The following is a 14,418-nucleotide window of genomic DNA, read 5'->3' as shown; positions in this document are numbered from 1 at the left end:
GTCACGCGTTCGTGCTGGTCATGTTCGGTGCCCCCGGCAGGATTCGAACCTGCGACCAAGGGATTAGAAGGCCCTTGCTCTATCCCCTGAGCTACGGAGGCTGGCGCATGCGGGCGGACCCGCGCGAGCACGGTTGACGAGTGTACCTCCCTGCATACTGGGTCGGCGCAGGCATGGGTTCGCACGGAAATGGGTGGATACCGTTTGCGCGGGTAAGACTGTGAACTCGGAATCGTTCCGACCGATGCCGAAGGAGTTTCGATGCACGACATCCTGGACGAGGTACTGCACATCTGGCGGTCCGGCGACGTGGCAGCGGTCGCGACGGTGATCCGCACCTTCGATTCCGCTCCGCGTCCCGTCGGAGCGTCCATGGTCGTCGGCTCGGACGGCGCGGTTGCCGGCTCGGTCTCGGGCGGATGTGTCGAGGGTGCGGTCTACGAACTCGCACAGGACGTGCTGAATTCCGGCGCCCCGGTACTCACTCGATACGGGATATCCGACGACGATGCCTTTGCCGTCGGGCTCACGTGCGGCGGAACGCTCGACGTATTCGTGCAGGGGATCTCCCGGCGCACGTTTCCCGAATTCGAGGCTCTCGTCGCGGATGTTCGCGGCAACGTGGCCGTGGCGATGGCGACAGTCGTCGCACACGCCGATCCGGAACGGCTCGGCCGCAGGATCGTCGTCGGAGAATCGGGCACCCGAGGCTCGCTCGGCAGCGAGCGCGCCGACGCTGCCGTCGCCGACGATGCGAAAGGACTTCTCGCCGCAGGCCGTTCGGCTGTCCTGACCTACGGGCCCGACGGCCAGCGACGGGGGGAGGGGATGGAGGTGTTCGTCTCGAGCCACGCTCCGCCGCCGCGGATGCTGGTGTTCGGAGCCATCGATTTCGCTGCCGCGGTGGCGCAGCAGGGTGCCTTTCTCGGCTACCGCGTCACCGTCTGCGACGCACGGGCAGTCTTCGCCACCCCGCAGCGGTTTCCCGCCGCCGAGCAGGTCGTGGTCGCGTGGCCGCACGACTATCTGTCCGAGCAGTTCGCAGCAGGGGAAGTGGACGAACGCACCGTCGTCTGTGTGCTGACCCACGACCCCAAATTCGACGTGCCGCTGCTCGAGGTGGCGTTGCGCATTCCCTCTCTGGCGTTCGTCGGTGCGATGGGATCGCGCCGTACCCACGACGACCGCACGGCACGGTTGCGTGCGGCGGGTCTGACGGAGACAGAGCTCACTCGTCTGGCCAGTCCGATCGGGCTCGATCTCGGGGCTCGGACACCTCAGGAGACAGCGGTATCGATCGCAGCGGAGATCATCGCCCACCGTTGGGGCGGTACCGGTGAACCGCTGCGCGCCCGACACGGTCGCATTCATCACGACGTGACCGAAGCCGCGCGCACGACCGAGTACGACGCTCTGTAGGACTCGCGTTTCGAGTACCGTCGATCACCTCTTACTCTGGTGGTATGGCAACACCGGATCTCGAGAAGACCGAACCCTCGACCGCCGAACTCCGCGCGGACGATGTCCGGACGGATGATGGTTCGACGAACGAAGATCCGCGTTCGACCACGACGACGGTGTTCGTCACTGCCGGGGTCATCGCCGGTGTGGTGGCCGCGCTCATCGTGATGCTGTCGGCCTCCGACGCGCTGGTGTTGTTGGGCATTCCGGATCCGGGCCCGGCCACGACCTACGGTCTGCCTGCCCTGCGGGCAATAGGTGAGATCGCCGCCGTCATCGCCATCGGATCGTTTCTGCTGGCCGCGTTCCTCGTGCCGCCGCAGAAGAACGGCGTGCTCGACGTCGACGGCTACCGTGCCGTGCGCACCGGTTCGGTCGCCTCGATCGTCTGGGCAGTCTGTGCACTGCTCCTGGTGCCGCTGACACTGTCCGACACCTCGGGGCAGCCGTTCTCCGAAGCCATCAAGCCGGCGAACCTCTGGATCGCACTCGACCAGGTGGAGATCGCCAGTGCCTGGCGTTGGACGGCCATCATGGCCGTGGTGCTCGCCATCGCGTCACGCACGGTGTTGCGGTGGGCCTGGACGCCCGCACTGCTCGGATTCTCCCTGGCGACGCTGCTGCCCATCGCGCTGAGCGGACACTCCTCGGCGGGCGGATCGCACGACATCGCCACCAACAGCCTGATCCTGCACCTCGGGGCCGCGTCGCTGTGGGCGGGCGGACTGTTCGCGCTGCTGGCTCACGTTCGCAGGCGCGGTGCGCATGCCGATGTCGCGGCTCGCCGATTCTCCACGATCGCCGGAGTCTGTTTTGTGGTGATGGGCATCAGCGGCGTCATCAACGCCCTGGTCCGCGTCTCGATCGCAGACCTGTTCACCACCACCTACGGCCTGCTGATCGTGGGCAAGATCGTCGCCCTGATCGTGCTGGGCGGCTTCGGCTGGATGCAGCGTCGCCGCGCACTACCGGCCCTGGTCGCCGATCCCTCGGCCCGCGGGCCGCTGCTCCGCTTCGCCGGTGCCGAGGTACTCGTCCTCGCGGCGACCATCGGGCTGGCCGTCGGGCTCGGCCGCACACCGCCCCCCGCCGAGATCGACCCCGACCTCACGACCACGGAGGCGGCTCTCGGGTACAACCTGAGTGGCCCACCGACGTTCGCGCGCATGGCTCTCGACTGGCGCTTCGATCTGATCTTCGGCACCGCCGCGATCGTCATGGCCGTGGTGTATCTGATCGGAGTCCGCCGTCTGCGGCTGCGCGGCGACGCGTGGCCCGTCGGTCGTACCGTCGCCTGGGTCCTGGGCTGCCTCACGCTTCTGATCAGCACGTCCTCGGGAATCGGTCGCTACTCCACGGCCGTGTTCAGCGTGCACATGACCGGGCACATGATGCTCTCGATGCTGGCGCCGGTCCTCCTCGCGCTCGGTGGTGCGCTGACTCTGGCATTGCGGGTACTGCCTGCGGCGGGCAAGGACGGCGTGCCCGGACTGCGCGAATGGCTGCTGATCGGACTGCACAGCCGGATCTCGCAGTTCCTGACCCATCCGCTCGTCGCCTCGCTGATCTTCGTCGGCGGCTTCTACGTGCTGTACCTCGGCGGCATCTTCGGAGCGGTCCTGGACAGTCACGGCGCACACCTGCTGATGAACCTGCACTTCGTACTCAGCGGGTACCTGTTCTACTGGACCGTCATCGGCGTCGATCCGTCTCCGCGCAAGATCGCGCCCGTCACCAAACTCGCCGTCGTGTTCGGCTCGCTGCCGTTCCATGCCTTCTTCGGTGTGGCGCTGATGAGCATGAACACCGTGATGGGTGCCTGGTTCTACCGGACGCTCGGGCTGGACTGGAACTCCGACCTGCTCGGGGATCAGAAGCTCGGCGGCGGTATCGCCTGGGCCACGGGCGAGGTTCCGCTGGTGCTCGTCATGCTGGCGCTGCTGATCCAGTGGTCTCGCAGCGACGATCGCGATGCCCGCCGCGGCGACCGCGCCGCCGAGCGCGATCACGATGCCGAACTGGCCGCGCACAATGCGATGTTCGCCGAGCTCGCTCGACGTGATCGGACCGGCGAGCACTAGTCGGCGGGCGGTTCAGCCGGTCTCGGCGATCTTGCTCAACAATCGGTTCAGCTCGATGCGTTCCGCCGGCTCCAGGCCGTCGAACATTTCCGACGACACCTGACGGCGCGCGTCGTCGATTCTGTCCAGCAGCGCACGGCCGGTATCGGTCAGCTCCACCAGGACGGCTCGCCGATCGCTCGGATCCTGTTGCCGCGTCACCAGGTGCGCCGCCTCGAGGGAGTCGACGATGTCGGTGGCCGATCGCGCGACGATGCGCAGGTGCTCGGCGAGATCGCGCAGTCGCACGGACTCGGGCTCGCGCGCCAACACGTGCAGGGCACGGCTCTGCGAAGGATTGAGCCCGAACGGTTCCAACGCAGTCATGTGGCTGCGCCTGATCTGCCGCGCGACGGCCATGAACTGCTCGCTCAGGTTGGGCGAGTGTCCGGTTTCCATGTACGGGATCATAGCGACGGTTGCTCGTTACCTCATAGTGAGGTAGCCTCTGCATATTACTTCAGCTACCACGGAGGTCTACTTGGAAAGCCGACCCGAACGTTCTCTCCTCGCGTCCGACCCAGCACCCGTGCGCCGAGTCCTGGCTCTGTTCACGCCCTACCGACGCCGGATCGCAGTCGTCAGCGCGATCATCGTCGTCAGCGCGATCATCGCGCTCGCATCCCCACTGCTTCTCCGCGAACTCCTCGATCATGCGATACCCGACCGCGACGTCACACTCGTCAGCCTCATCGCACTCGGCATGATCGCAGTTGCAGTCGCCACCAACACCCTCGGTGTCGTACAGACCTGGATGTCCAACGGCGTCGGTCAACGACTCATGCACGATCTCCGCGTCCAGGTCTACTCGCACCTGCAGCGCCAATCCCTCGGATTCTTCGCGCGCACCCGCACCGGCGAGGTTCAGTCACGCATCGCCAACGACATCGGCGGCATGCAATCGGTGGTCACCAACACTGCAACGTCCATCGCGCAGAACGCGACGACCGTTGCCGCAACGGTGGTCGCACTCTTCCTGCTCGACTGGAAGCTCGCCACGTTCTCGTTGATCATCCTGCCGGTCTTCGTTCGAGTCGCCCGCCGCATCGGCGACGAGCGGCGCAAGATCTCGACGAAACGACAGAAGTTGCTCAGCGACCTGTCGGTGCAGATCGAGGAGTCGCTCTCGGTCAGCGGCATTCTGCTGGGCAAGACCACCGGTTCCGCCCAGGCGTTGACCGACAAGTTCGCCGACCGATCCCACGAGGTCGCCGGCGTCGAACTCGCGGCCATGATGGCAGGGAAGTGGCGCATGGCCACGATCCAGATCAGCTTCGCCGTCATGCCGGCCCTGGTGTACTGGTTCGCCGGCATCACCATCGGGCAGGGGAGCGCACTGACGATCGGAACCCTCGTCGCGTTCACCGCTCTGCAGACCCAATTGTTCCGGCCCACCATGCAATTGCTCAACACCGGCGTCGAGGTGCAGGCCTCGCTCGCCCTGTTCGGCCGAGTGTTCGAGTACCTCGATCTACCGATCGACGTGGCCGAGCCCACTCACCCGGTGGCGCTGCCCCGCGAGACCGTCCGCGGAGACGTCGCCTTCCGTGCCGTCGACTTCACCTACACCGCAGCAACGGTCCCGACGCTGAGCGGCATCGACCTCGAGGTACCGGCGGGCAGCACGCTCGCTCTCGTCGGCGCAACCGGCTCCGGCAAGACGACGTTGGGCTATCTCGTTGCGCGGCTGCACGATCCGACGGCCGGATCGGTGACGATCGACGGTATCGACCTGCGCGAGATGGCGTCGGAGACCATCGCCGACCTGGTCGGTGTCGTCTCGCAGGAGACGTACCTGTTCCATGCCACGATTCGGGAGAACCTGCGATTCGCCAAACCCGACGCCACCGACGAGGAGATTGTCGTGGCCGCCCGCACGGCGCAGATCCACGACTTCATCGACGGCCTCGACGACGGTTACGACACCATGGTCGGCGAACGCGGGTACCGCTTCTCGGGAGGTGAGAAGCAGCGCATCGCCATTGCGCGGACCGTGCTGCGCAACCCGCCGATCCTGGTGCTCGACGAAGCGACGAGCGCCCTCGACAATCGCACCGAACGCGCAGTGCAGACCGCGCTCGACGGCCTGATGAAAGGGCGAACGACCATCCTCATCGCGCATCGACTGTCCACGGTGCGCTCTGCGGACCGCATCGCAGTTCTCGACCACGGCGTCGTTCGCGAGGTCGGAACCCACGAGTCCCTGTTGGAGAACGACGGTATGTACGCCCAATTGGTCCGAGCCGCAGACGATGTGGTGGACAGTGTGGCTGCATGAGAGTGATCGGGTGACCCCACTTCGTACCATCGCGAGCCGCGTCGAGTGCGAGACCGAGGTCAAGAAGTCCAGGTTCGTCGCCGTCGTCGATCGCGCGTCGACCGAAGCGGAGGCGCGGGCCGTGATCGCCGCGGCTCGCAAGGCCGATCCTGCTGCCGGACATCATTGTTCGGCGTTCATCGTGGATTCCTCGGCAGGCGATCCGCTCGCCGACCCGATGCAGAGCATCGAGCGATCCAACGACGACGGTGAACCGAGCGGGACGGCAGGCACGCCCATGCTCGACATGCTGCGTGGGCATCACCTGACCAACGTCGTTGCGGTCGTCAGCAGATACTTCGGCGGAACAAAGCTGGGCACCGGAGGACTGGCCCGTGCCTACGGCGGAGCGGTGACCGAGGCGTTGTCCCGAGCGATGTTCCTGACCCGGGAGCGACGCGAGATCATGACTCTCGAACTCGACCACGCCGAGGTCGGTCGCGTGGAATCGGAATTACGCGGGCACGGAGTTCTTGTGCTCGGCACCTCGTACGGCGCGTCCGCGGTACTGACCGTCGCGGTGCCGGACGCCGATTCGACTGCGGCGCTTGTTGCTTCGCTCACTGCGGGTCGCGTGATCCCCACGCTCGACGGCCATATGTACGCCGAAATTCCCGACTAGCACACCGCCCCGACATTCTCGGGTCGCGCGGGCCCCGATTCGGGTCGTTCATCCACAGGACGGGCGGTTGTCCACATTTCGCCAACTCGTTCACCACGGACGTTCCCCGCGTAGCAGTGTCGATCTCGATCGCAATCACGCGACATCGATCGAGGGGAAGACACCATGTACGAAGCACAGTGCGCAGTTGTCGGAACGGTCATCACCAATCCCGTCAAGCGCTCCACACCTACCGGCGACGAGGTCCTCAGCTTCCGGATGGCCAGCAACGCCCGACGTCAGGACCGCAACACCGGCGAGTGGACCGACGGCGGAACCCTGTACCTGACGGTCACGTGCTGGCGTCGCCTGGTGCGCGGCGTCGGTGCGTCGCTGATGAAGGGCGACCCGATCGTTGCCTACGGGCAGCTGCGGACCAACGAGTACACCAACCGTGACGGAGTCGAACGCGCCGATCTCGAGATGCGGGCCAGTGCCGTCGGACCGGATCTCGCGCGCTGCAACGTCTCGATCCATCGGACGAAAACGGTGTCATCCGACGCTCCGACGGACGGCGATTCGGAAGCGACCGAACCTGTGGACGGGGATCGGGATCACGATCGCATCGACGACGACGTGCGCGAGTCCGTCCCTGCCTGAGGGCTCGCTGCATCCGCCGTCCACGCTGCATCGGAACCTGCGATCGAGTGTGGACGGCGGCTGCGCGTCGGGCCCCGCTCGGGCGGTGGTGCCGGAGACCCACTCGCACCGATAAGCTGGGCATCATGGCTGAATTCATTTACACCATGAAGAAGGTGCGCAAGGCGCACGGCGACAAAGTCATCCTCGACGACGTGACGATGAGCTTCTATCCGGGAGCGAAGATCGGCGTCGTCGGCCCCAACGGCGCCGGTAAGTCCAGCATCCTCAAGATCATGGCGGGAATCGATCAGCCCGGAAACGGTGAGGCGTTCCTCGCTCCCGGTGCCTCGGTCGGCATCCTCATGCAGGAACCGGTCCTCGACGACACCAAGACCGTTCGCGAGAACGTCGAGGACGGTCTCGGCGAGACGATGGTCCAGCTCAAGCGGTACAACGAGATCGCCGAGTTGATGGCCACCGACTACTCCGACGAGCTGATGGAAGAGATGGGCGAGCTGCAGGAAAAGCTCGACCACGCCGATGCCTGGGAGATCGACTCTCAGCTCGAGCAGGCGATGGACGCGCTGCGCTGCCCGCCGCCCGAGTCGCCCGTCACCAACCTCTCCGGTGGTGAGAAGCGCCGCGTGGCGCTGTGCAAGCTGCTGCTGAGCAAGCCGGATCTGCTGCTGCTCGACGAACCGACCAACCACCTCGACGCCGAGAGCGTGCTGTGGCTCGAGCAGCACCTGGCCGCATACGCAGGCGCTATCCTCGCCGTCACTCACGACCGGTACTTCCTCGACCACGTCGCGCAGTGGATTGCCGAGGTCGACCGTGGACACCTGTACCCGTACGAGGGCAACTACTCCACGTACCTGGAGAAGAAGGCCGAGCGTCTCGAGGTCTCGGGCAAGAAGGACCAGAAGCTGCAGAAGCGACTCAAGGACGAACTCGCCTGGGTTCGTTCCGGTGCCAAGGCGCGTCAGGCCAAGAGCAAGTCTCGTCTGGCTCGCTACGACGAGATGGTGGCCGAGGCCGAGAAGACCAGGAAGCTCGACTTCGACGAGATCCAGATCCCCAACCCGCCGCGCCTCGGCGACGTCGTGGTGGAGGTCAAGAGCCTGGACAAGGGCTTCGACGGCCGCGTGCTGATCAAGGACCTCTCGTTCACGTTGCCCCGCAACGGAATCGTCGGCGTCATCGGCCCCAACGGCGTCGGCAAGACGACGCTGTTCAAAACCATCGTCGGCCTCGAGGAGCCGGACGGCGGCGAGGTCAAGATCGGTCAGACCGTCAAACTCAGCTACGTCGACCAGAACCGCTCGGGCATCGACTCGAAGAAGACGGTATGGGAGACGGTGTCCGACGGCCTCGACTTCATCACCGTCGGCAGCTCCGAGTTCCCGTCCCGCGCGTACATCAGCTCGTTCGGATTCAAGGGCCACGATCAGCAGAAGCCTGCCGGAGTGCTCTCCGGTGGTGAGCGGAACCGTCTGAACCTGGCGATGACGCTCAAGCAGGGCGGCAACCTGATCCTGCTCGACGAACCGACCAACGACCTCGACGTCGAAACGCTCGGATCGCTCGAGAACGCGCTCGAGGAATTCCCCGGTTGCGCTGTGGTCATCTCGCACGACCGGTGGTTCCTGGACCGCACCTGCACCCACATCCTGGCCTGGGAAGGTGGCTTCGGCGACAACGAGGCCGCGTGGTACTGGTACGAGGGCAACTTCGAGGGCTACGAGGCCAACAAGGTCGAACGACTCGGACCCGACGCGGCCCGTCCGCATCGCGTCACGCACCGGAAGCTGACCAGGGACTGACATGCCGGCGAAAACCTTCACCTGCACACTTCAGGTGCGGTGGGGTGATTCCGACCGTCTCGGCCACGTCAACAACACCCGCTTCGTCGAATACCTCCAGGAAGGCCGCGTTCAGTTTCTGAACGCGGTCTTCGGCGGGCCGGGGGTGCGTGGCGCAGCGGTGGTACGCAAGTTGACCACCGATTTTCTGCATCCGATTCTCGACGACTCGGGTCCGCTGACGATCGAGCTGTGGATCACCCGCGTCGGGACCACCTCGTACGGCGTCCGGCACGTGGTGACCGACCGCGACGGAAAAGTCTGCGCCGATGCCGAGGCGTTGATGGTCGCCTTCGATCTCGATACCTCGTCGTCGCGTCCTCTGGACGAAAGCGAGCGCGGTCTGCTCGCCGAGTACCTCCACGTCGGATAGAGCTGTCGACCGGTTCTGACGCGCTGGGTCCGCGAGGTCACTGCGGTAACAGGGTGTTCGACACTAAGGTCGAGGAGTCATCGACGACCGGCGATCGGCGGGCGTCGGGAAAATCCTCACGAGGGAGTACTCGAACACCATGCCACGCTCGCTGGACCTGCCCGACAACGACTGGGCCGACGGCCTCGACGACCGACTCCTGGCCGAGCTGGCGACGCTGCGTACCGAGTATTTCGAGCACGTGGACACGACGGCGGTCGGGGCGTCCGCGCACACTCCCGACACCACGTCCTTTCATCGACATGTTCGGTTGGCCGCTCGGCGGCTGCCCGAGACCGCGAACGTGGCGGTCCATCGACCCAGCGAGTCGAGTTCGGCCGCCCATCAGGCCGCGGGCAGCTACCTGCAGATCGTCACCGACGACATGCCGCTTCTCGTCGAGTCGGTCATCTCGCTGCTCTCGAGACTCGGCATCGAGTACACCGACGTGGTTCATCCCATTCTGTCGGTCGCCCGCGACGCCGACGGCGAGCTGACGGGTCTGACCGCCGACGGCCGACGCGAATCCTGGATTCACGTCCAGCTGCATCCCTCCACCTCCGATGACGCCCTCGCCCGCGTCGAGTCGGAGGCGAGCCGGGTATTGGCCGATGTGCGTCAGGTGGTCGGCGACACCGATCGCATGCGTCGGGTGCAGGCCGAGGTGGCCGATCTCCTCGACGGTGCGGCCCAGCGGGCCGGTGATGCGGAGTCCGACATCGCCGTCGAACATCGCGACGCAGCCGCGTTGCTGCGTTGGCTCGGCGACGGGCACTACACGCTCCTCGGGTACCGCCGGTACCGGCTCGGCGGCGTCGACGGCGCACGGACGGCCACCGGCGACGAGTCGAGCAGCCTCGGTGTGTTGCGCGACGCGGCGCACGACGTGGACGGTTCGGAACCGCTCGGTCGGCGCGACCTCGTCGCCCTGACGCAGGGAGCGAGTCCGGCCACGGTGCACCGCGCCGTCTACCCCTACTTCGTGAGTGTCCTCGACGCCGAGAACTCCGCCGAACACCGCTTCGTCGGAGTCTTCACCGTCACCGCCCTGCACGAGAACGTGCTCGACATTCCGGTGATCGAGCGTCGGGTGCGCTCGGTGATCGCCCGGGCCGGCCATGATCTCGGGTCGTTCTCGGGTCAGGCGATGCTGGAAGTGCTGCAGTCGATGCCGCGCTCGGAACTCTTCGCCACCTCGGCAGCCTGGCTGTTCGAGACCGCGAGTACTGTTCTGGCACTGGGCCGTCGGCGCAAGGTCAAGCTGTTCGTCCGGCCCGATGCCAGCGGGTCGTTCGTCTCCGCGCTGGTGTACCTGCCGCGAGATCGCTACACCACCCGTGTTCGCCTCGCCATTCAGGATCGGTTGCTCGGCGAGCTGGGCGGTACCTCTCTCGATTACACGGCGCGCGTGACGGAATCGGACCTGGCTCTGTTGCACGTGACCGTCCGTCGCGCGCCGGGAACGGCGTCGACGGAGCTCGCTGCCGAGGACATCACCCGGATCGAGGCGGCCCTCACCGAGACCACCAGAACCTGGGAGGACTCCCTCGGCGACGCCGTCTCGCTCGACCGCACCGTCGACCCGCTGCGGATTCAGCGGTACACCGAGGCGTTCCCCGAGGCCTACAAGCAGGATTTCAGTCCGGCTCGGGCCGTGACCGACATCGCTCGCCTCGAAGCGCTCGGCGACGAGTCGATCGACATGCAGCTCTACCGCAACGAGCAGTCCGCCGTGGGCAGCTGGCGTTTCTCGCTGTACATCGGCGGCGCGGGCGTCTCGTTGTCTCAGGTGTTGCCCATCCTGCAGAGCCTCGGCGTCGAGGTCGACGACGAACGGCCGTACCCCGTGGTGCGGCCGGACGGAATGTCCTGCTGGATATACGATTTCGGGCTCTCCGCTTCACGTGAGATGCTGCGCTCGGCAATCGACGGTGACATCGACGCGGAGTTGTCCGAGGCAGGCACCGCCGATCGCGAGAGCCGAGTGCAGCACCGCTTCACCGACGCGTTCGCCGCAGTGTGGAGCGGACAGGCGGAGGCAGACCGGTTCAACGAGCTGGTCATGCGCGCCGGCCTGCACTGGCGGCAGGCAGTGGTGTTGCGCGCGTACGCGAAGTATCTGCGCCAGGCCGGTTTTCCCTACAGCCAGTTCAACATCGAAGGTGTGCTGCTGACGCATCCGCGCACTGCCCGGTTGCTGGTCGGGTTGTTCGAGGCGCAGTTCGATCCCGAGGCGAGCTCGGAGGAGAACGCGCAGTCGATCGGCACCCAGCTGGGGGAACTGATCGACGAGGTCGTCAGTCTCGACGCCGACCGAATCCTGCGCAGCATGTTCGAGCTGATCCGCGCGACCTTGCGCACCAACTACTTCGTCGTGGGAGTCGACGGCGAACATCGCGAGTACCTCTCGCTCAAGTTCGATCCGCAGTCGATCGCCGAATTGCCCAAGCCGAAGCCGAAATTCGAGATCTTCGTGTACTCGCCCCGCGTCGAAGGTGTGCACCTGCGGTTCGGGGCCGTGGCCCGTGGCGGACTGCGCTGGTCGGATCGACGTGAGGACTTCCGGACCGAAATCCTCGGACTCGCCAAGGCCCAGATGGTCAAGAACGCCGTCATCGTGCCGGTCGGAGCCAAGGGTGGATTCGTCGTCAAGCGGCCTCCCATCGTGACCGGTGACGCCGATCGAGATCGTCAGGCCCATGCCGAGGAAGGCAAGGCCTGCTACCGACTGTTCATCGCCGGGTTGCTCGACATCACCGACAATCTCGACCGCGCTACCGGAACGGTGACGGTTCCCACCGGCGTCGTACGCCGCGACGGAGACGACACCTACCTCGTCGTGGCCGCGGACAAGGGAACCGCGACATTCTCCGACATGGCCAACGACGTGGCCGCGAAGTACGGCTTCTGGCTCGGCGACGCCTTCGCCTCCGGTGGTTCGGCCGGCTACGACCACAAAGCCATGGGCATCACTGCCAAGGGCGCGTGGGAGAGCGTCAAACGACACTTCCGAGAGCTCGGAATCGACACGCAGAGCCAGGATTTCACCGTCGTCGGCGTCGGAGACATGAGCGGGGACGTGTTCGGCAACGGCATGTTGCTCAGCCGGCACATTCGCCTGCTCGCCGCCTTCGATCATCGGCACATCTTTCTCGATCCCGACCCCGAGCGTGAGTCCTCGTTCGCCGAACGGGAGCGGTTGTTCGCGCTGCCGCGGTCGTCGTGGGCGGACTACGACACCTCGCTCATCAGTGCGGGCGGCGGTGTGTGGGAGCGGACGCGCAAGTCGGTCCCGATCAGTGCGGCCGCGCGCGCAGCACTCGGGCTGGGGGATTCCGTGGACGCGCTGTCTCCGCCGGAGCTGGTGAACGCAATCCTTCGGGCTCCGGCCGACCTGCTGTGGAACGGCGGAATCGGCACGTACATCAAGGCGTCGACGGAGACCAATGCCGAGGTCGGCGACAAGGCCAACGACGCGGTGAGGGTCGACGGAATCGACGTCCGCGCTGCGGTGGTGGGGGAGGGCGGCAATCTCGGTGCCACCGCGCTGGGCCGCATCGAATACGCCGCGGCCGGAGGCAAGATCAACACCGATGCCGTCGACAACTCTGCGGGTGTCGACTGTTCCGATCACGAGGTCAACATCAAGATATTGTTGGAAACGGCCATCACCAACGGCAACCTCGCGCGCGAGGATCGGGACGAGCTGCTCGCGTCGATGACCGACGAGGTGGGCAGGCTGGTGTTGTGGGACAACATCATGCAGAACGAGCTGCTCGGCACGTCGAGGTTCGATGCACCGAGCCTGGTCACCGTGCACAGTCGAGTGATCGAGGATCTGGAAGTGCGCCGAGGGCTCGATCGTGAGCTCGAGGCACTACCGACCGAGGCCGACCTGCGCAAACGCAAGCAGGACGGCCGAGGGCTGACCTCGCCGGAACTCGCGACGTTGATGGCTCATGTGAAGTTGGCGTTGGAAGCGGAGTTGCTCGACAGTGAACTTCCCGACAGCGACGTCTTCGCTCCGCGGCTACCCAAGTATTTCCCCGAGCCGCTGCGCGAGCCGTATGCCGACGCGATCACCGCGCATCCTCTCCGGCGGCAACTGGTGGCCACGACGCTGTCCAACGAGGCCATCGACTGCGGCGGCATCACGTTCCCCTACCGATTGACCGAGGATTCGGGTGCGGCAGGCACCGATGCCATTCGCGCATTCGCTGCCGCCACCGAGATATTCGGACTCGACGAGGTGTGGAACTCGATCAGGGCAGCGGACGTGCCGACTGCAGTGTCGGCCGAACTGTTGCTCGAGTCGCGGCGCATGCTCGACCGCGTCTCGCGCTGGTTGCTCGCCAACCGTCCGCAGCCGCTGGCCGTCGGAGCCGAGATCAGCCGGTACGCCGGTCAGGTGAGGGCGCTGCAGCCGTCGGTGTCCACGTGGATCTCCGGGCATCAAGCGAGCGATCTGGACTCGCGATCGGCTGCGGCGATCGAACGCGGCGCGCCGGCGGAGCTGGCACGTCGGATCTACGGATTGCTCGATGTGTACTGCCTGCTCGACATCATCGATATCGCCGACATCGTCGACCGGGACGGAGCCGAGGTCGCCGAGCTCTACTTCGCCCTGGACGCCCACATCGGCATCGACTGGTTGCTCACCGCGGTGTCCAAGCTGGCCCGCGGCGACCGCTGGCATTCGTTGGCGCGCTTGGCGCTTCGCGACGATCTGTATTCCTCGTTGCGAGGAATCACCCAGGCGGTACTGGCGGGCGGTGAGCCGGACGAGTCGGTCGCGGAGAAGATCGCGGAATGGGAGTCGACCAACTCGTCTCGCCTGGCGAGGTCTCGTGCGGCGTTGACCGAGATCGCCGAGTCGGGAACCCTCGACCTGGCCACCCTGTCGGTCGCTGCCCGACAGGTCCGCAACATGGTGCCCTGACCTACCGCACCCCATCGCAACTGCCTACACCGCCGACACTCGACCGAGAAGAGGGAACGACCAC

General features: G+C 65.8%; 9 protein-coding genes and 1 tRNA gene. 8 read left to right on the top strand and 2 right to left on the bottom strand.

Annotation, left to right across the window (positions count from 1 at the left end; translation table 11 throughout):
- Window positions 1-28 precede the first annotated feature (28 nt).
- Window positions 29-101: transfer RNA gene (locus tag CH271_RS27260), tRNA-Arg, on the bottom strand.
- A 160-nt stretch (window positions 102-261) separates the two neighbouring features.
- Between CH271_RS27260 and CH271_RS27255 the strand changes: the two genes are divergently transcribed.
- Window positions 262-1,419: an XdhC family protein gene (locus tag CH271_RS27255; protein WP_094635582.1), complete on the top strand. Its 1,158-nt coding sequence runs from the start codon at window positions 262-264 to the stop codon at window positions 1,417-1,419.
- A gap of 44 nt (window positions 1,420-1,463) precedes the next feature.
- Entirely contained in the window at window positions 1,464-3,542 is a 2,079-nt protein-coding gene (locus CH271_RS27250; RefSeq protein ID WP_094635581.1) for a cytochrome c oxidase assembly protein, read from the top strand.
- Window positions 3,543-3,554: 12 nt separating this feature from the next.
- Here the strand turns inward: CH271_RS27250 and CH271_RS27245 are convergent, their stop codons facing one another.
- Complete coding sequence (locus tag CH271_RS27245) at window positions 3,555-3,980, bottom strand: MarR family winged helix-turn-helix transcriptional regulator (RefSeq protein WP_052047913.1); 426 nt, start codon at window positions 3,978-3,980, stop codon at window positions 3,555-3,557.
- 130 nt (window positions 3,981-4,110) lie between these two features.
- Between CH271_RS27245 and CH271_RS27240 the strand changes: the two genes are divergently transcribed.
- The 6 genes from CH271_RS27240 (at window position 4,111) to CH271_RS27215 (ending at window position 14,354) form a co-directional block, all read left to right on the top strand.
- Window positions 4,111-5,859, top strand: a complete 1,749-nt coding sequence (locus tag CH271_RS27240; RefSeq protein ID WP_037193187.1) for an ABC transporter ATP-binding protein — start codon at window positions 4,111-4,113, stop codon at window positions 5,857-5,859.
- Window positions 5,860-5,869: 10 nt separating this feature from the next.
- Complete coding sequence (locus tag CH271_RS27235) at window positions 5,870-6,520, top strand: IMPACT family protein (protein ID WP_256986565.1); 651 nt, start codon at window positions 5,870-5,872, stop codon at window positions 6,518-6,520.
- A gap of 165 nt (window positions 6,521-6,685) precedes the next feature.
- Window positions 6,686-7,159 (top strand): single-stranded DNA-binding protein, encoded by a 474-nt coding sequence (gene ssb, locus CH271_RS27230; RefSeq protein ID WP_094635579.1) that lies wholly within the window; start codon window positions 6,686-6,688, stop codon window positions 7,157-7,159.
- Between the two features lie 125 nt (window positions 7,160-7,284).
- Window positions 7,285-8,964: an energy-dependent translational throttle protein EttA gene (gene ettA, locus CH271_RS27225; RefSeq protein WP_032402531.1), complete on the top strand. Its 1,680-nt coding sequence runs from the start codon at window positions 7,285-7,287 to the stop codon at window positions 8,962-8,964.
- A 1-nt stretch (window position 8,965) separates the two neighbouring features.
- Complete coding sequence (locus CH271_RS27220) at window positions 8,966-9,376, top strand: acyl-CoA thioesterase (protein ID WP_037193183.1); 411 nt, start codon at window positions 8,966-8,968, stop codon at window positions 9,374-9,376.
- A gap of 139 nt (window positions 9,377-9,515) precedes the next feature.
- Complete coding sequence (locus CH271_RS27215; protein WP_094635578.1) at window positions 9,516-14,354, top strand: NAD-glutamate dehydrogenase; 4,839 nt, start codon at window positions 9,516-9,518, stop codon at window positions 14,352-14,354.
- The last annotated feature ends 64 nt before the right edge of the window (window positions 14,355-14,418 follow it).

The sequence above is a fragment of the Rhodococcus sp. 05-340-2 genome (assembly GCF_002258915.1).
Classification (GTDB): domain Bacteria; phylum Actinomycetota; class Actinomycetes; order Mycobacteriales; family Mycobacteriaceae; genus Rhodococcoides.
This window is presented reverse-complemented; position numbering and strand designations above follow the sequence as displayed.

What these genes read in the sequence shown, in the direction of transcription:
- CH271_RS27255 (WP_094635582.1), top strand. Translation starts at nt 262, where the DNA reads ATGCACGACATCCTGGACGAGGTACTGCACATCTGGCGGTCCGGCGAC.
- CH271_RS27250 (WP_094635581.1), top strand. Translation starts at nt 1,464, where the DNA reads ATGGCAACACCGGATCTCGAGAAGACCGAACCCTCGACCGCCGAACTC.
- CH271_RS27245 (WP_052047913.1), bottom strand. Translation starts at nt 3,980, where the DNA reads ATGGAAACCGGACACTCGCCCAACCTGAGCGAGCAGTTCATGGCCGTC.
- ssb (WP_094635579.1), top strand. Translation starts at nt 6,686, where the DNA reads ATGTACGAAGCACAGTGCGCAGTTGTCGGAACGGTCATCACCAATCCC.
- ettA (WP_032402531.1), top strand. Translation starts at nt 7,285, where the DNA reads ATGGCTGAATTCATTTACACCATGAAGAAGGTGCGCAAGGCGCACGGC.
- CH271_RS27220 (WP_037193183.1), top strand. Translation starts at nt 8,966, where the DNA reads ATGCCGGCGAAAACCTTCACCTGCACACTTCAGGTGCGGTGGGGTGAT.
- CH271_RS27215 (WP_094635578.1), top strand. Translation starts at nt 9,516, where the DNA reads ATGCCACGCTCGCTGGACCTGCCCGACAACGACTGGGCCGACGGCCTC.